17 protein-coding genes and 1 tRNA gene are annotated in these 16471 nt (G+C 61.6%); 2 read left to right on the forward strand and 16 right to left on the reverse strand.

Annotated elements, in window-relative coordinates; all coding sequences use genetic code 11:
• Positions 1-86: 86 nt before the first annotated feature.
• Positions 87-162, reverse strand: a tRNA-Lys gene (locus FJ930_RS10305).
• A 258-nt stretch (positions 163-420) separates the two neighbouring features.
• Between FJ930_RS10305 and FJ930_RS10310 the strand changes: the two genes are divergently transcribed.
• The gene (locus FJ930_RS10310) at positions 421-891 is read left to right on the forward strand and encodes a BA14K family protein (protein ID WP_141837333.1); all 471 of its coding nucleotides are present in this window, start codon (positions 421-423) and stop codon (positions 889-891) included.
• An 89-nt stretch (positions 892-980) separates the two neighbouring features.
• On the opposite strand, the gene FJ930_RS10315 is transcribed toward FJ930_RS10310, so the two are convergent.
• From FJ930_RS10315 to FJ930_RS10360, 10 genes are all read right to left on the reverse strand, one after another.
• The gene (locus FJ930_RS10315; protein WP_141837668.1) at positions 981-1457 is read right to left on the reverse strand and encodes a DUF6882 domain-containing protein; all 477 of its coding nucleotides are present in this window, start codon (positions 1455-1457) and stop codon (positions 981-983) included.
• 28 nt (positions 1458-1485) lie between these two features.
• A complete protein-coding gene (gene glpK / locus FJ930_RS10320) occupies positions 1486-2976 on the reverse strand; it encodes a glycerol kinase GlpK (protein ID WP_141837335.1) in 1491 nt (496 codons plus the stop codon).
• Positions 2977-3107: 131 nt separating this feature from the next.
• On the reverse strand, positions 3108-4631 hold the full coding sequence (gene glpD, locus FJ930_RS10325; RefSeq protein ID WP_141837337.1) for a glycerol-3-phosphate dehydrogenase: 1524 nt from the start codon (positions 4629-4631) through the stop codon (positions 3108-3110).
• Positions 4632-4756: 125 nt separating this feature from the next.
• Positions 4757-5524 carry a DeoR/GlpR family DNA-binding transcription regulator gene (locus FJ930_RS10330; RefSeq protein ID WP_140739777.1) on the reverse strand — a complete coding sequence of 256 codons (768 nt, stop codon included), beginning with the start codon at positions 5522-5524 and terminating at the stop codon, positions 4757-4759.
• A gap of 128 nt (positions 5525-5652) precedes the next feature.
• Positions 5653-7065, reverse strand: a complete 1413-nt coding sequence (locus FJ930_RS10335; protein ID WP_141837339.1) for an aspartate aminotransferase family protein — start codon at positions 7063-7065, stop codon at positions 5653-5655.
• Positions 7066-7165: 100 nt separating this feature from the next.
• Positions 7166-7897, reverse strand: coding sequence for a peptidase (locus tag FJ930_RS10340; protein ID WP_141837342.1), 732 nt, complete (start codon positions 7895-7897; stop codon positions 7166-7168).
• A gap of 86 nt (positions 7898-7983) precedes the next feature.
• On the reverse strand, positions 7984-8778 hold the full coding sequence (locus FJ930_RS10345; RefSeq protein ID WP_140739786.1) for a transglutaminase family protein: 795 nt from the start codon (positions 8776-8778) through the stop codon (positions 7984-7986).
• Positions 8779-8863: 85 nt separating this feature from the next.
• Positions 8864-9805 carry an alpha-E domain-containing protein gene (locus FJ930_RS10350; protein ID WP_141837344.1) on the reverse strand — a complete coding sequence of 314 codons (942 nt, stop codon included), beginning with the start codon at positions 9803-9805 and terminating at the stop codon, positions 8864-8866.
• Between the two features lie 171 nt (positions 9806-9976).
• Positions 9977-11389 carry a circularly permuted type 2 ATP-grasp protein gene (locus tag FJ930_RS10355; protein WP_181763339.1) on the reverse strand — a complete coding sequence of 471 codons (1413 nt, stop codon included), beginning with the start codon at positions 11387-11389 and terminating at the stop codon, positions 9977-9979.
• 230 nt (positions 11390-11619) lie between these two features.
• Positions 11620-11856: an Lrp/AsnC family transcriptional regulator gene (locus FJ930_RS10360; protein WP_091574954.1), complete on the reverse strand. Its 237-nt coding sequence runs from the start codon at positions 11854-11856 to the stop codon at positions 11620-11622.
• A 298-nt stretch (positions 11857-12154) separates the two neighbouring features.
• Here FJ930_RS10360 and FJ930_RS10365 point away from each other — a divergent pair, with 298 nt between their 5' ends.
• Positions 12155-12574: a DUF4864 domain-containing protein gene (locus FJ930_RS10365; protein WP_141837346.1), complete on the forward strand. Its 420-nt coding sequence runs from the start codon at positions 12155-12157 to the stop codon at positions 12572-12574.
• Between the two features lie 4 nt (positions 12575-12578).
• On the opposite strand, the gene tgt is transcribed toward FJ930_RS10365, so the two are convergent.
• The 5 genes from tgt to FJ930_RS10390 form a co-directional block, all read right to left on the reverse strand.
• Positions 12579-13709 carry a tRNA guanosine(34) transglycosylase Tgt gene (tgt, locus tag FJ930_RS10370; protein WP_141837347.1) on the reverse strand — a complete coding sequence of 377 codons (1131 nt, stop codon included), beginning with the start codon at positions 13707-13709 and terminating at the stop codon, positions 12579-12581.
• A gap of 123 nt (positions 13710-13832) precedes the next feature.
• Positions 13833-14927 (reverse strand): tRNA preQ1(34) S-adenosylmethionine ribosyltransferase-isomerase QueA, encoded by a 1095-nt coding sequence (gene queA, locus FJ930_RS10375; protein ID WP_141837349.1) that lies wholly within the window; start codon positions 14925-14927, stop codon positions 13833-13835.
• Entirely contained in the window at positions 14927-15376 is a 450-nt protein-coding gene (locus FJ930_RS10380; RefSeq protein WP_056576832.1) for a DMT family transporter, read from the reverse strand. Before FJ930_RS10380 ends, queA begins: the two co-directional genes overlap by 1 nt.
• An 11-nt stretch (positions 15377-15387) precedes the next feature.
• The gene (locus FJ930_RS10385) at positions 15388-15900 is read right to left on the reverse strand and encodes a peptidylprolyl isomerase (protein WP_140607042.1); all 513 of its coding nucleotides are present in this window, start codon (positions 15898-15900) and stop codon (positions 15388-15390) included.
• Between the two features lie 26 nt (positions 15901-15926).
• On the reverse strand, positions 15927-16421 hold the full coding sequence (locus FJ930_RS10390; protein WP_226890686.1) for a peptidylprolyl isomerase: 495 nt from the start codon (positions 16419-16421) through the stop codon (positions 15927-15929).
• Between the last annotated feature and the right edge of the window lie 50 nt (positions 16422-16471).

Here is a 16471-nt window from a genome sequence, read left to right on the forward strand (position 1 = left end):
CATCGACAATCCGTTCGGCACGAGATTGTCACCCATGTCTTAGGTACGCTCTGTCACCCATGTCTCCGGGCCGTACACCTGAGCGATGGTGAGCGCGATGGGATTCGAACCCATGACCTACTGATTAAAAGTCAGTTGCTCTACCGGCTGAGCTACGCGCTCCCGCGGGCTCGAAAAGGCCGCCCCCGAAATTGCGCGGAACATAGGGAGAGTGCCGCGACCGGTCAACCGGAAAAGACGGCTCGGCAGCCGCTTCATCGCCCTAAATCGCGACCCCTTTGCCTGCTGGTACCGGTCGGGCGGGCAGCACGTCAGGAGTGGGCCACGATCTTCACCCTGCCCGCCTCCCGCGGAACAAATCGCGTGCGACGTTCGTTTCCCGTCGACAGGGACGTTCGCAAAACCCTCGAGGAGAATACCATGAGCAGAGTCAAATCGGGCCTTCTTGCTGTCGCCCTCTCAGCCACATTCATTGCTGCGGAGGCCGTGCCGGCCAACGCCCAGCCGACCTACGTGCCCATGCCCAAGATCGCAACGCCGGACGTGCAGACGGTGCAATATCAGGAATGGAGGCGAAACCGTCCGTTCAATCGCAGTTTCTCGCGCAATCGCAGCTTTGCTCGCAACGGCGACATGTATTGGAATGGCCATCGCGGCTATCGTGAATATCACCGCGGCTATCGCCGCCATGGCGACTACTGGTTCCCGCTCGCGGCCTTCGCCACCGGCGCGCTGATCACTGGCGCGATCGTCAATAGCGAGAACCACCGCGTTTACGAAGGCGATGCCCACGTGCAGTGGTGCTACGACCATTACCGGAGTTACCGCGCCTCGGACAATACTTTCCAGCCGAACAATGGTCCTCGCCGGGAGTGCCGCTCCCCCTACTGATTGGAGTTAGCAAGGACTGCTGACGAGTCTCTTTAACCCCGCGCCGGAAAGGCGCGGGGTTTCCCATGGTGTTGAAATCGTAGACCGAATCAATTGGCCCAACCGATACTTTTGATGATCAGATACAGTCCACCGCTTTCGCCGCTCGGAGAGCGATAGGCGCCAAGGGCGTTGCAAATCCGCACCATTGCTCCGGTCAGTTCCCAACCGAGCGGTTCAAGGTCGTCGTTCCCGTCCGTCACATAGGCCTGGGCCAGTTCGTCTATGCCATTCTTCTCCCCGAAGGACCGAACCAGCTTTGCGTCGCCGAGGAGTTCGCCAGGCAAATTTGGATTTGCCCAGGCCCAGAGCCAGTTGTTTGCCTTGGCGCTCGTGGTGCCCGCGATCTGGATCTCGGCAATGACCTTGACCGTTCCTTCCTCCGAGAACAGGAGCTTCCCAGTTTTCAGGTCGTAGTTATAGCGCGGCCAGGTGCCGAGGCGGAAATCCTTGTGCAGGCGCTCGTTCTTGACCTTCAGCTGTTCGAAGGCCTCGTCGCGCCAATCAGAATACCAATCTGGCTTCATTTCCCCCACATCAATCCGCCCATGTCCCTTATTGCGAGCTCAGCGTCCTGCGCACGGCATCGCGCCAGCCTGCCAGTTTGGCGGATCGTGTGGCGACGTCCATGTCCGGTTTGAATCGCCGGTCGAGCGCCCAGGTCTTGGCGAATTCCTTCGCCTTGGGCCACACGCCTGCCTTCGAGCCGGCGAGCCAGGCCGCACCCAGCGCGGTCGTCTCCAGTATGGTCGGGCGGTCGACCGGCGCGTCGAGTATGTCGGCCAGGCGCTGCATCGTCCAGTCCGACGCCACCATGCCGCCATCCACGCGAAGCACCGTGGCTGCGGCGCCTTTCCAGTCCTTGTGCATGGCGTCCAGCAGGTCGCGGGTCTGGTAGGCGACGGATTCGAGCGCCGCGCGGGCGAATTCCGCCGGGCCGGAATTGCGGGTCAGCCCAAAAATGGCGCCGCGCGCCTCCGCGTCCCAATGCGGCGCGCCCAATCCGACGAAGGCCGGCACCAGATAGACGTTCTGCGTCGGATCGGCCTCGGCAGCCAGTTTGCCGCTCTGCTCGGCCTTGCCGATCACCTTGATGCCGTCGCGCAACCATTGCACGGCGGCCCCGGCTATGAAGATCGAGCCTTCCAGCGCATAGGTCGTCTTGCCGTTCAGCCGATAGGCAATGGTGGTCAGCAGCCGGTTCCTTGAACGCACCAGATCGCCGCCGGTGTTGAGCAGCGCGAAGCAGCCTGTGCCATAGGTGGATTTCATCATGCCTGGCTCGAAGCAGGCCTGGCCGATGGTCGCGGCATGCTGGTCGCCGGCGACACCGAGGATTCTTATCTCGGCGCCAAACAGGCTTTTATCCGTGAATCCATAGTCATCGGCGCAATCCTTCACTTCGGGCAGCATCGCGGCGGGAATGCGCAGGATCGAAAGCAGTTCATCGTCCCAAATATTCTCAGCGATGTTGTAGACAAGCGTGCGCGAGGCGTTGGTGGCGTCGGTGGCATGGACCTTGCCGCCGGTCAGCCGCCAGATCAGGAAGCAGTCGATGGTGCCGGCCAGCAATTCGCCTTTCTCGGCGCGCCGCCTTGCGCCCCTCACCTTGTCGAGCATCCAAGCGATCTTGGTGCCGGAGAAATAGGGATCGAGCAGCAACCCTGTCTTGCGCGTGAATTTCTCTTCCAATCCCCGCTTCTTCAGCTTCTGGCAAAGCGGCGCGGTGCGCCGGTCCTGCCATACGACTGCGTTGTGGACCGCCTTGCCGGTCGCCTTGTCCCAGATGACGACGGTCTCGCGCTGGTTGGTGATGCCGAGCGCGGCCACCTCGGACGCATCTCGGCCGGCGCTGTTCAGCGCGGCCTTCACGGTCGTCACGACGCTTGCCCAGATTTCTTCCGGATCATGCTCGACCCAACCGGATGCCGGATAGTGCTGGGTGAATTCCTGCTGGCCGGTGCCCACGACCTTCATCTGGCCATCGAACAGAATTGCCCGGGTTGATGTCGTGCCCTGGTCGATTGCCAGCACAAAACCGCTCATTCAAACGTCCTCCGCTTGATATAAAGAAGGGAGACGGGCAACATGCCGCCTCCCCCAATTTCACACGGGCGCGAGCGCCCGCATAGGATCGTTTCTGTTTCTGCCAGCTCTCGAGTTCAAAACCTTTTCGTTCAGGCAGCGGCTACATGCCGCCGGCTTAGACCGCTCATGAATTCATCGAGTGCCGCGACCTGCTCGCGGTTGAGATGCAGGCCTCGCTTGGTCCGGCGCCACAGCACATCTTCCGATGTGACCGCCCATTCGTTTTCAACGAGATAGCGTACCTCGGCCTCGTAGAGGTCGCCGCCGAAATAGCGGCCGAGCTCGGCATTCGACTTTGCCAAGCCGAGCAGAACCTGAGCGCGCGTCCCGTAAAGCCGGGTCAGGCGGCGAGCGAGGCGCGCGTCGAGGAACGGATAGGCGGCCTTCAGCTTCGCCACTTGCGCGTCGAACCCGGTGGCCGGGAAATCGCCGCCCGGCAAGGGGGCGTTGGCGGTCCATGGCTTGCCGCGCTTGCCGAGGAACCCCTCGATCTTCTCCAGCATCGATTCCGACAGCCGGCGGTAGGTGGTGATCTTGCCGCCGAAGGCATTGACGATCGGCGCGGCCCCCTCGCCGCCATCGGCCTTCAGCACATAGTCGCGCGTTGCTTCCTGCGCCTTGGAGGCACCGTCATCATAGAGCGGACGCACGGCCGAATAGGTCCAGACGATGTCCGAGCGCTTGACGGGCTGGGCGAAATATTCGCTGGCCGCGGCGCAGAGATAGTCGATCTCGGCATCGCTGATCTTCACGTCGTGCGGATCGCCGGGATAATCCTGGTCGGTGGTGCCGACCAGCGTGAACTCTTCCTCGTACGGAATGGCGAAAATGACGCGGCCATCCTTGTTCTGGAAAAAATAAGCGCGCGGATCGTCGAATTTCTTGGCGATGACGATATGGCTGCCCTGCACGAGGCGGACATTGTGCACATCGTTGAGGCCGACGACGTCGGAGAGCACGTGGTCGACCCACGGTCCGGCGGCATTGACCAGCAATCGGGCCCTGATCTCCTCGGTATCGCCGGTCTGCTGGTTCTCGATCTTGATCACCCACATGCCGCCTTCACGACGGGCTCCGACCACCTTCGTGCGGGTCCGGATCGTCGCGCCGCGATCGGCGGCATCGCGTGCGTTGAGCGCCACCAGGCGCGCATCATTGACCCAGCCGTCTGAATATTCGAAAGCCTTTTTGAACAATGGTTTCAGAGGTTTGGTCGCCGGATCGCTCGCCATGTCGAGTGTCCTGGTCGATGGCAGCAATTTGCGCCCGCCAATGTGGTCGTAGAGGAACAGGCCGAGCCTGATCAGCCAGGCGGGACGCAGGCCCTTGGCACAGGGCAGCACGAAGCGCATCGGCCAGATGATGTGCGGCGCGTTCTTCCACAGAACCTCGCGCTCCATCAGCGCCTCGCGCACCAGGCGGAATTCGTAGAATTCGAGGTAGCGCAGGCCGCCATGGATCAGCTTGGTCGAGCCGGAGGAGGTTCCGCTGGCAAGGTCGTTCATCTCTGCCAAAAAGACCGAAAACCCGCGCCCGACGGCATCACGGGCAATGCCGCAGCCGTTGATGCCGCCACCTATGACGAAGATGTCACGGATTGAAGATGCGTCCACAAAGCCCTCCACGATTTCGCACTGCACCTTCTGGGCATTTAGCGAAACCGTAGCGGAATTATTTCGAACCGATAACGAATGTCAAACGAAATATCGCAGAGCCCTAGCGATGGCAGTGCCGCTTTTCAGCCGAGTGCCGTCTCGATTAGCTGGACCTCGGCCTCCTGGCAGATTTTGCGCACCGACGGGATATCGCAGCGGTCGGTGATGAAAGTGTTGACCTGCGACAGATGGCCGATGCGCACCGGCGCAGTGCGTTCGAACTTGGTCTGGTCGGATACCAGGATGACGTGCCTGGCATTGGCGATGATCGCCTGCGCCACCTTCACTTCGCGAAAATCGAAGTCGAGCAACGCGCCGTCATGGTCGATGGCCGAGGCACCAATGACGGCATAGTCGACCTTGAATTGCCTGATGAAGTCGACCGCCGCCTCACCGACGACGCCGCCGTCCGAGCCGCGGACCACGCCACCGGCAATCACAACCTCGATCGAGGGATAGATACGCATCCTATTGGCAACATTGATGTTATTGGTTATCACCATCAAGCCGTTGTGATCGAGCAAGGCCTTGCTGACCGCCTCCGTCGTTGTGCCGATGTTGATGAACAGGGAGGCGTTGTCGGGGATCAGCCTGGCCGCGGCACGGCCGATCGATTCCTTCTCTTCGGCGGCGATCTTGCGCCTGGCCTCATACTCCATGTTCTCGATGCCGGACGGGAACAAGGCGCCACCATGGATGCGCGAAAGCAGCCGCTGGTCGCACAAATCGTTGAGGTCCTTGCGTATGGTCTGCGGAGTCACGTTGAAATGCGTGGCCAGATCGTCGACCAGCACGCGTCCATGGTCCTTCGCCATCTGGACGATCTCGGCATGGCGCGGCGACAGATACATCGGGTTAGCTCCCCTTTTCGTTTTTCTTGTCTATAGCTGAAAACGAAAGCAGTGAAAAGGCGTGAGCCGGCCAACGGAAATTGGCTGCGTGCGGATGCAGGCGGGAACGCAACCTCGCCCGGGCCGGATCAGGCCATGCCGCGCGCGATTTCCCTGATGACGGCAAAAGCCACATCGACATCTTCAGCGGTCGCTTCGAACTGCCCGACCTGGAAGCGAATTGCCACCCGCCCATCGACCCGCGTCTGCGTCAGATAGATTCGGCCATCATCGTTGATCGCATTGACCAGCCGCAGATTGTGCTCATCGTCATCGGCGCTTGAGGCCGGCTTGTGCCGGAACGAAAACAGCGACAGCATCGGTTGGCTGACGATCTCGAAATCAGCCTCCCCGGCCAGCCGGGCGGCAAGGCCTTCGCTCCAGGCGACATGGTTGCGGATCATGGCGCGCAGGTTTTCCAGCCCATGCGCACGCAACAGGAACCACAGTTTCAGGGCACGGAAGCGTCGGCCGAGCGGCACTGACCATTCGGAATAGTTGATGACGCCGTCGTGGCCATGGGTCTTCAAATAGTCCGGCTTGATGGCCAGCGTCCTGACATGGCTTTCCGGGTCGCGCAGGAACTGGATCGAACAGTCGAACTGCGCGCCCAGCCATTTGTGCGGATTGAAGACGATCGAATCCGCACCTTCGATACCTGTCCAGAAGTGCCGGTACTCCGGACAGATCATCGCCGACCCGGCCCATGCGGCATCGACATGAAGGTAAAGGCCATACCGCCTGGCGACGGCGGCTACGCCGGAGATGTCGTCGGTGCCGCCAGTGCTTGTGCCGCCAACACAGGCGATGATGCCCGCCGGCAGCAGGCCCGCATTCCTGTCGGCGACGATCGCCGCTTCAAGAGCTGCGGTGTCCATTGCGCGAAAGCGACCTGCCACCGGGATGCGGACAAGATTGTCCTCGCCGATACCGGCAACCCATATTGCGCGGTCGATCGACGTGTGCACCTGGTCGGAGGAATAGATGCGCAACCGCGCCTGCCCGGCCAGTCCCTTCTTGTTGCCCTGCCAGTCCAGCGCCCGCTCGCGCATGGTCAGCACCGCGTTGAGCGTCGCCGACGAGGCCGAATCCTGGATCACGCCGGAGAACCCTTCCGGCAGGCCGAGCGCTTGGCGCATCCAGTCGACGGTGCGCGTTTCAAGCTCGGTTGCCGCCGGAGAGGTCTGCCAGAGCATGCATTGCGCGGCCATCGCCGAAACCAGATACTCGGCCACCACCGAGACCGGCGCGGCGTTGGCCGGAAAGTAGGCGAAGAAGCGCGGATGCTGCCAATGCGTCATGCCGGGCACGATCTTCGCTTCGAAATCGGCGAAGATCGTGTCCATCGGCTCCGAAGCTTCGGGTGGAGAGGCTTCGATGCTCCTGAATATCTTGCCCGGGGCAATCGCTGGCCGCACCGGCCGGTCGCGCAGGCTGGCGCGATAGTCGGCGCCCCAGTCGGCGGCTCGCCTCGACCAGTCGCGGAACTCTTCATTGTCCATGCTCTTCTCCCAACAGCCGGCGAGCGGGCTGGTTGCCCTAGCCGTCTTTTGATTAACATGTTAAATAGAATGGGGCAATCGGCGAGGCCTCGCGGCAGCACTATCCCGGGAAGTCCGGCAGGCTGGCAAAGGCTGACTTCAACGCATTCGACCAGCCTTCGGAAATAGCGCGGTAATATTGGTCGTCCTGGCCGATCCGTTTCTTCAGGCCGACCTGGAAAGCATCCTTCTCCAGGAACAGAAGGTCGAGCGGCAAACCAACCGACAGGTTCGACTTCAACGTCGAATCAAATGACACCAGAAGCAGCTTCACGGTCTCGGCAAGACTCATCGTCCGCTCATAGGCGCGGATGATGATCGGCTTGCCGTATTTGGTCTCGCCGATCTGGAAGAATGGAGTGTCGTCGGTTGATTCGATGAAATTGCCTTCCGGATAGATCATGAACAGCCGTGGCGGGCTGCCCTTGATCTGTCCACCCAGGATGAAGGAAGCATTGAAGTAGGAATCGGCCTTCTCGCCGACAGGCGACGAATGGGCGATCACCTCCTTGACCGTGTCGCCGACCAGCCGCACCGTCTGATACATCGACGGTGTTTCGAGCAGCGTGGCATGGCGGTCCGCCACGGCCTTGGTGCGCTCCTCGAGGAGGCTGACCACGGCCTGTGTCGTCGCCAGATTGCCGGCGGACATCAGCACGATGACGCGCTCGCCCGGCTGTTCCCAGACATGCATCTTCTTGAAAGTCGAGATCGAATCCATGCCGGCATTGGTGCGCGTGTCCGACATAAACACGAGCCCGCGATCGATCTTCAGGCCGACGCAATAGGTCATGGAATCTCTTCTAGAGTGACGCAATTCCGGACGGAAAACCGTTTCACACTTTTCCTGGAATTGCTTGAGCGGCGAATCCTGAGGGATTACTGCTCTACCGTGACGGTGACCGCAAGCTGTTCTTCCGCCTGCCCCAGCCGAATTCCCGACACCGGCGAGGCGTCACGATAGTCACGGCCGGTGGCCACCTTCACATAGCGCTCGTCGGGAGAAATACCATTGGCGGGATCGAAGGCAACCCAGCCGAGGCCCGGAACATGCGCTTCGGCCCAGGCATGGCTTGCCGCCTGCTCGACAGCCTCCTCCATCATCAAATAGCCGCTGACATAGCGGGACGGAAAACCCATGGCGCGCGCGGCGGCGGCAAAGATGTGGCTATGGTCCTGGCAAACCCCGGTTTTTAGCGCGAGGGCCTCTTCAGCCGGGGTCGCCGCATTGGTGGTGCCCGGCGTGTAGGCGACGCGCTCGCCTATGATTGCCATCAGCCGATGCAGCCTCTCGATATCGGTGCCCGTACCGGCCGCTTCTGCAAGACCACGGATGCCGCTGCCTATGGTGGTCAAAGGCGTCTCCTGCGCGAACAACCAGAGTGGCGCGAAGCCCTGATGCGGTCCGCTGACCCCTGATGTGTCGCGCGTCACCACCTCGCCCGAGGCCTCGACCGTGATGAAGTCGTGGTCGCCCTCGACGCTCAACAACCTGTTGTCGTTGCCATAGTGGTCGGTAAATCTCACCTCCTCGCGCGCGCCGTCGACTTTCAACGCCCAGGACAGCACCGTTTGTGTCGGCCCGCTTACCGGCAGCAGCCTCAGCCGCTGCAGCAGGTATTGAACGGGCGCATCATAGCGGTATTCGGTCCGGTGAGAGATTTTCAGCCGCATGGCTATCGTCCGTTTGAATGCATGAACTTGCCCGAAAACCGGCAACCATTTTTCGCTAACGCGGTCCTTCGGTTGGGCAACATGGTCAATTAAACCTGTAGTCCTGTGCGATCTCATCGCCGAGCCTGGTGTTGTCGCGGATGAAATTGGCCAGGAATTCGTGCAGGCCGGTATCGAAAATGTCCTTGATCGACCCTGCCCTCAGCATCGCCTGCGTTTTCTCCGCCGTCGCGTGGCAGGCATGGCGCTCGCCATAGTCGTCGCCGAGAAACTTCAGATGCTCCGCCAGGAAGCGGTAGCAGAAGGTCAGCGATCGCGGCATGCGGACGTTGAGGATCAGGTAATCGGCAATGTTGGTCGGTTTGTAGTCGGCGTCATAGACCCAGCGGTAGGAGCGATGCGCCGACACCGAGCGCAGGATCGATTCCCATTGGTAGTTGTCGAGTGTCGAGCCAACCCAGGAGATCGACGGCAGAAGCACGTAGTATTTCACGTCGAGGATGCGCGCCGTATTGTCGGCACGCTCGACATAGGTGCCGAGCTGCGAGAAGTCGAAGATCTCGTTGCGCAGCATGGTGCCGTAGAACGAGCCGCGGATCAGCGCCGTCTCGCGCTTGATGGCGTCGAGTACGCTGGGCAGATCACGCTCGTCGATCGGTCTCGCCAGCATCCGCTTCAGCGCCATCCAGGCTTCGTTGATGCTTTCCCATGTCTCGCGCGTCAGCGCGGTGCGCACCATGCGCGCATTGTTGCGGGCCGTCTCGATCGACGCCATCGTGCTCGACGGGTTCGACGCGTCGCGCAAAAGGAAGTCAGCGACATTGGCCGCCGTGTAGTCCTGGTATTTCTGTGTGAAGGCGGCATCCGAACCGGCGCTGAGCAGCACCGAGTTCCACTCTTCGGATGCGTCCTGCGTCCGGGTCAGCGCCATGCGCAAGCCGGCATCGACCAACCTTGCCATGTTTTCCGCCCGCTCAATGTAGCGGTTCATCCAGTAGAGCCCGTTGGCGGTGCGGCCGAGAAGCATGGGAAGTGGCCCTTCGGGCTAGTGAGTAGGGAATAGTGAACAAATAGGAAGTAGTGAGTAGTGAGTAGTGAGTGGTTGAATCTCAATAGAATGTGGCATGCGCTTCCCCCAACAGCTGACTATTCAATACTATCGCTACTCGCTACTCGCTACTCACTATTCCCTACTCGCTCAATCATCCAGCACCCAGGTATCCTTGGTGCCGCCGCCTTGTGAGGAATTGACCACCAGCGAACCTTCCTTCAGCGCAACCCGCGTCAGCCCGCCCGGCACGATCTGGATGCGGTCGGAGACCAGCACATAGGGCCTCAAATCGACATGGCGCGGCGCCAGCCCTTTCTCGGTCAGGATCGGACAGGTCGACAGCGCCAATGTCGGCTGGGCGATATAGTTGGAAGGCTTCGCGGCCAGCTTCTTGGCGAAGTCCTCGCATTCCTGCTTGGTCGCGGCCGGTCCCACCAGCATGCCGTAGCCGCCGGAGCCATGGACTTCCTTGATCACCAGCTCGTGGATGTGCTCGAGCACATATTTCAGGCTGTCCGGCTCGGAACAGCGCCAAGTGGGAATGTTGCCGAGGATCGCCTTGCGGCCGGTGTAGAATTCGACGATCTCGGGCATGTAGGAGTAGATCGCCTTGTCGTCGGCGATGCCGGTGCCCGGCGCATTGGCTATGGTGATGTTGCCTGCGCGGTAGACATCCATGATGCCGGGTATGCCAAGAGCCGAATCCGGCCGGAAGGTCAGCGGATCGAGGAAGGAATCGTCCACACGGCGGTAGAGCACGTCGATCTGCTTGTAGCCTTCGGTCGTGCGCATCGCGACGTGGCCGTCGATAACGCGCAAATCCTGACCCTCGACCAGTTGAACACCCATCTGGTCGGCCAGGAAGGCGTGCTCGAAATAGGCGGAATTGTAGCTGCCGGGCGTCAGCACCGCGATGGTCGGCACTCCCTTGGTGCTCTGGGGGCGAACCGCCGCCAGCGACTGGCGCAGCAGTTGCGGGTAGTTCTCCACCGGCCGCACCTTGATCTTCTGGAACAGCTCGGGGAACAGCTGCATCATCGTCTCGCGGTTCTCCAGCATGTAGGAGACACCGGACGGGGTGCGCGCATTATCCTCGAGAACGTAGAACTCGTCCTCGCTGATGCGCACGATATCGACGCCGATGATGTGGGTGTAGACGCCGGCCGGCGGCCTCACGCCGATCATCTCGGGCAGGAAAGCCTCGTTCCTGGCGATCAGGTCCTTGGGAACACGGCCGGCGCGCAGGATCTCCTGGCGGTGATAGATATCATCGAGGAAGGCGTTCAGCGCCTGCACGCGCTGTTCGATGCCTTGCGTCAGGCGCCGCCATTCCTGGCCGGAAATAATGCGCGGAACGATGTCGAAAGGAATGAGCCGTTCGGAGGCTTCCTGCTCGCCATAGACGGCAAAGGTGATGCCGGTTTTGCGGAAGACGCGCTCGGCGTCCTGCATCTTCTCGGTGAGCCTGGCTGGATCCTGCTCCTTCAGCCAGCGGTCATAAGCCGAATACGGTCTTCTAAGTCCGGAGACCTCCGGAAGCATTTCATCGAACGCTGCCAATCGCAAACTCCCCTGTGACGCCATCTCACTGGCCTCGCCGGAGAAAATCAAGCGCAATCGGTGATTTGAGGGGTGCAGCCGATCAGTATCTTGCGCCTGCCTAAAATTAAGGCAGCCGAAATATGACGCTGGTCAGGCTTTGCCTCGTGCCCGGGCAAGTGCGTTCAGCGGCTAAAGCAGACGCCAAAAACGGAGAGCTCATCCCGATTCTATCAGGAATGGAGCGGGCTTTAGAAGGCGCGGAACGTGACGACGGTGAAGGTGTCCTTGATGCCCGGCAGAACCTGCACCTTTTCGTTGACGAAATGTCCGACGTCTTCCTCGTCGTCGACATAGAATTTGGCGAGCAGATCGTAATTGCCGGCGGTGGAATAGATTTCCGACGCGATCTCGGCATCGGCAAGCGCGCTGGCAACCTCATAGGATTTGCCGAGTTCGCATTTGATCTGCACGAAAAACGCCTTCATGGCTTCGTCCCGCTAACTTCCAGGTCCAAGCGGCCCTTCTGGCAGACTGGAGGCGGCCTTTCAAGCGTTGGAATGCGCACTTAGCCGGCGCGGGCCCTGGCGATGTCGACCCTACGGAGCCGAGAATATCGTTAGTGCGGTGTTCGGAAAGCCCAGCTCATTGGCCGTCAGCATAAGCAATCTGCCGCAGCAACGAATATTTGCGGCCGCTGAAACCGTGAAGCGCCGTCATGCGTATGTTAGGATACCCGCCGACGGCTTTTTCGATGGCGGCTTTCGAGGACAAGGGAGACCGGTCATGCGCCGCACGCTTTTCGCATTCGCCTTGGTTCCGCTGATACTCGCTTCCTCCGCGTTTGCCGGCGATGCCGATATCAAGGCGGCCCAGGCAGCCATAGATGGCCAACTGAAAGCCTTCATCGCCAATGACGGCGCCACCGCCTACAGCTTCGCGGCGCCGAATGTGAAGCAGATCTTCCCGACCGTCGACACCTTCATGAACATGGTGACCAATGGTTATGCGCCGGTACGCAAGCCGCAGACCTACTCCTTCGGCAAGGTCGAGGAGACAGGCCCGGGTGCGATCGTCCAGCAGGTGCTGATCGTCGGACCCGACGGCAAGGACTACGAGGCGGTCTACACGTTGCAGCAACAGCCCGACGGCACGTTCCAGATCACCGGCTGCAGCTTGCGCGCGTCGAATTCGGTCAGCACTTGAGCGGTTACAGCGCCGGTATGTCGCCTCTCGCCCAGCCCTCGGCAATCTCGGCCCCGCGCGTCTCGAAGCTGCCGGCCTCGATCGCCGCCCGGATGTCCTGCATCAGCTTCTGATAATAGGACAGGTTGTTCCAGGTCAGCAGCATCGCGCCGAGCGCCTCCTGCGAGCGCACCAGATGATGCAGATAGGCACGCGAATAATCGCGCGCCGCCGGGCAGTCGCTTTCCTCGTCGAGCGGGCGCGGATCGTCGGCGTGGCGGGCGTTGCGCAGGTTGACCTTGCCGCGCCTTGTATAGGCAAGGCCATGGCGGCCCGCCCGCGTCGGCATCACGCAGTCGAACATGTCGATGCCGCGCGCCACCGATTTCAGGATATCGTCCGGCGTGCCAACGCCCATGAGGTAGCGTGGCTTCTCCGCGGGCAGTTCCGGACAGGTGATGTCGAGCATTTCGAGCATCACCGCTTGCGGCTCGCCGACGGCCAGCCCGCCAACCGCATAGCCCTTCAACTCCATCGCGCTCAGCGCCTGCGCCGAACGCACGCGCAGGGCTGCGTTGTCACCACCTTGCACAATGCCGAACATCGCCTTGCCGGGCTGGTCGCCGAACGCCGCCTTGCAGCGCTCCGCCCAGCGCAGTGACAATTCCATGGCGCGCTCGATCTCCCTCAGCTCGGCCGGAAGCGCCGTGCACTCGTCAAGTTGCATCTGGATATCGGAATCGAGCAAGCCTTGAATTTCGATCGAACGCTCCGGCGACATTTCATAAGGGGCGCCGTCGATGTGCGACCGGAAGGTGACGCCTTTCTCGGTCAGTTTCCTCAGCTTCGAGAGGGACATCACCTGAAAACCGCCGCTGTCGGTCAGGATCGGATGCGGCCAACGGGCGAATTCGTGCAGACCGCCGAGCCGCGCCACGCGCTCGGCACCGGGCCGCAGCATCAGATGATAGGTATTGCCCAGGATGATGTCGGCACCGACGCCGCGCACCTGGTCCATGTACATGGTTTTGACCGTGCCGCCGGTACCGACGGGCATGAAGGCGGGCGTGCGGATTTCGCCGCGCGGCATCTCGATCAGACCGCGCCTGGCCTTCCCGTCGGTCGCCAGAACCTTGAAGCTGAACGGCTTAGTCATTGAAGTCCTTGTCGTGGATTGGCGCGCTCCGCGCCCGCATGTCGAGCGGTTGGCACCATTGAACACAGGCCGCATATGAATTGACGCCGGGATGGCGCGGAAATCGACGCATTGGGATGCAGGTCATCGTCCACCGCCCACCTCCGCTCGATTTCGATAAAGCAGGCTTGCGTCTCCATAGGAGTAAAACCTGTAGCCGACGTTGATGGCATGCGCATAGGCCGCACGCATCGTGTCGAGGCCGCTGAAGGCCGAAACCAGCATGAACAGCGTCGAACGCGGCAGATGGAAATTGGTCATCAGCAGGTCGGCCGTGCGGAAGCGGTAGCCGGGCGTGATAAAGATATCGGTCGGTCCGGACCAAGCCGCCAGCGTGCCATCCTCGCGCGCGGCGCTCTCCAGCAGGCGCAGCGAGGTCGTGCCGACGGCAATGATGCGTCCGCCCTTCGTCTTCGCTGCATTCAAGGCGTCGGCGGTCGCCTCGCTGACCGAGCCGATTTCGGCATGCATCTTGTGGTCGGCGGTGTCGTCCGCCTTCACCGGCAGGAACGTGCCGGCGCCGATATGCAAGGTGACGAAGCGGCGTTCGACCCCCTTGGCGTCGAGTGCCGCAAAAAGCTCCGGCGTGAAATGCAGGCCAGCGGTGGGCGCCGCCACCGCCCCTTCCTCCCGGGCATAGATGGTCTGATAGTCGGCGCGGTCGCGGTCGTCGTCGGCGCGCTTCGAGGCGATGTAAGGCGGCAGCGGAATGTGGCCGACGGCGTGCAACGCTTCGTCGAGGAAAGGCCCCGACAGGTCGAAGCCAAGCAGTGCTTCGCCGCCCTCGCCTTTCTCGATCACGGTGGCATAGAGCTGGCCGAGGAAGCAGGAATTGCCGTCATGGCCAAAATGGATGCGGTCGCCGACGGCGACGCGCTTGCCTGGCCGCATGAAGGCCAGCCACCGATCCGGCGCCATGCGCATGTGCAGCGTGGCCTCGACCTGCGCTTGTGCTTCGCCGCGCCGCCGGATGCCTTTGAGCTGCGCCGGAATGACCTTGGTGTCGTTGAACACCAGCACATCGCCGGCCCTGAGCAAGGATGGCAGATCGCGAACCGTCCGGTCGTCGAGTGCTGCGCCCGGTTTGACCACAAGCATCCTGGCGCTGTCGCGCGGCTCTGCCGGGCGAAGCGCGATGCGCTCCTCCGGAAGGTCGAAATCGAAGAGGTCGACACGCATCAGTAGAGCCGGACGAGCAGTGCTCCGACCAAGAGCAGCACCGCGCCGGCAACGCGGCCGAGCGAGATTTCACGCACCGCGACACCGAGGAAGCCGACGCGATCGATGAGCATGCCGGCCAGCAGCTGGCCGGCCACCAGGAACGCCATCAGCGCGGCAGCGCCGATGCGCGGCGTGAGGATCGTCGAGAGCGTGACATAGAAGCCGCCGAGCATGCCGCCGGCGACGAACAGCCACGGAGCCGGTGCCTTCCAGTCGAGCGAAATGCCTTGCAGCTTCACCACGGTGACGGAGATGATGCCAAGCACGATAGCGCCCGACAGGAACGAAAACGCGGCCGCCGCGACCGGGAGCCCCAGGCCGCGCGCCAACTGCGAATTGATTGGCGCCTGAATGGCAATGAAGGCGCCGGACAGGATGCCGAGAAGCGACCAGACGACGCCCATCATTGTTATCTGCCTTACTTGACGTCGGCCGCGACCTTGAGCGACACGATCTTGTCGGGGTCCTGCACCGGCTCGCCGCGCTTGATCTTGTCGACATTGTCCATGCCTTCGATCACCTGGCCCCAGACTGTGTACTGGCGGTTGAGGAACGCGGCATCGTCGAAGCAGATGAAAAACTGCGAATTGGCCGAGTTCGGGTTCTGGGCGCGGGCCATCGAGCAGGTGCCGCGGCCGTGATTGGCGTTGGAGAATTCTGCCTTCAGGTCCGGTTTGTCGGAGCCGCCCATGCCCGCGCGGGAGGGCGCGAAAGTCGGCTTGGACGAATTACCGAACTTGACGTCGCCGGTCTGCGCCATGAAGCCTTCGATGACGCGGTGGAACACCACGCCGTCATAAGCGCCCTCACGCGCCAGTTCCTTGATGCGGGCGACATGGCCGGGCGCCAGGTCGGGAAACATTTCGATGACGACCTCGCCCTTGGTCGTTTCCATTATGAGCGCGTTCTCGCGGTCCTTGATTTCGGCCATGTCAGATATCCTTTTTCAAAACAGAATTATTTGTCGGCGGCGATGCGCACCTTGATCATCCGGTCGGGATCGGCAACCGTGCCATTGTCCGCCTCATCGCCCTTCTTGATCTTGTCGACCAGTTCCATGCCGCTGACGACATTGCCGACGATGGTGTACTGGCCATCGAGCGGCGGTGCCGGCGCGAACATGATGAAGAACTGCGAATTGGCGGAGTTCGGGTCCTGCGAACGGGCCATGCCGACCACGCCGCGCTTGTAGTGCTCGGTCTGCGAGAATTCGGCCGGCAGGTCGGGAAGATCGGAACCTCCGGTGCCGACGGCCTGGGCATTGAAACCCTTCTTCATGTTGCCGAACTTGACGTCGCCGGTCTGGGCCATGAAGCCGTCGATGACGCGGTGGAAAGCGACATTGTCGTAGGCATGCTCACGCACGAGCTTCTTGATCTGCGCGACATGCTTGGGCGCCAGATCGGGCCGAAGCGCGATGGTCACGTCGCCGTCCTTCAGCGTGATGATCATGGTGTTTTCGGGATCGGCGGCATAGGCCGAGACCGATGCGGTCACGAGAC

The sequence above is a fragment of the Mesorhizobium sp. B2-4-15 genome (assembly GCF_006658505.1).
Lineage (GTDB): Bacteria > Pseudomonadota > Alphaproteobacteria > Rhizobiales > Rhizobiaceae > Mesorhizobium.